Raw genomic sequence first — 722 nt, 5'->3', positions numbered from 1 at the left:
CCGCTGTCCAGAAAACGACCTGCATTCTCCGCATAGGTGCGGATGGCGGCGACCGGCTGGTTGATCTCATGCGCCACGCCGGCGGCGATCTGGCCGAGGATGGAAAGCCGGTTGGCCTGGGCGAGATCGTCGCGCAGTCGGCGGACCTTGGCTTCGGCATTCTCGCGCTCGGCGATTTCGCCGGCAAGTGCGGTGTTGGAGCGCGTCAGCTCGGCCGTTCGCGTGCTGACCCGGCTTTCGAGCTCGGCATTCATGCGCGCCAGCGCTTCCTGCCGCAGCCTGCGCGTTCGCCGGCGCCGGGTCAGCACGTAGGCAATCAAGCCTAGAAGCAGCAAGCCCAGGAGCGTGGTCAGGCGCGCCGTATTGGCGGCCGAGGAGAGAGCAGCGTCGGCGGGCGTCAGCAGCCACAGACGCCAGCCTGGGACTGCACCGGGCAAATCCTGCACCACCTCGACGAACTGGCGTGGTTTTCCGGCGTTGTCGATCGTCGCCAGGCCATCGCCGGCGCCGCGTCTGAACGGCAGCGGCTCGAAGGCAGCATCGGCCAATTGCAGTTGCTCATGGGCGGCGGCCACGTCCTCGGCCGACAGTGGTGCCAGCGCACGAAACCGCCAGTCGGGCTGGCTGGTGGCCAGCACGACGCCTCGTTCATCGGTGACAAAGACAAGGAAACCGCTGGAACGCCAATTTGCCTCGACGCCGTCGAGCTCGACCTTCAACAC

General features: G+C 66.9%; 1 protein-coding gene. It reads right to left on the bottom strand.

What is annotated here, in order from left to right; translation table 11 throughout:
* Positions 1 to 722, bottom strand: a 722-nt coding sequence (locus tag EN879_RS37850; RefSeq protein ID WP_127274811.1) for an LPXTG cell wall anchor domain-containing protein, incomplete at both ends; no start/stop codon positions are given.

The sequence above is a fragment of the Mesorhizobium sp. M7A.F.Ca.AU.002.02.1.1 genome (assembly GCF_003998535.1).
Classification (GTDB): domain Bacteria; phylum Pseudomonadota; class Alphaproteobacteria; order Rhizobiales; family Rhizobiaceae; genus Mesorhizobium; species Mesorhizobium ciceri.
The sequence above is the reverse complement of the archived record's forward strand: the minus strand, read 5'-3'. Positions and strand labels throughout refer to the sequence as shown.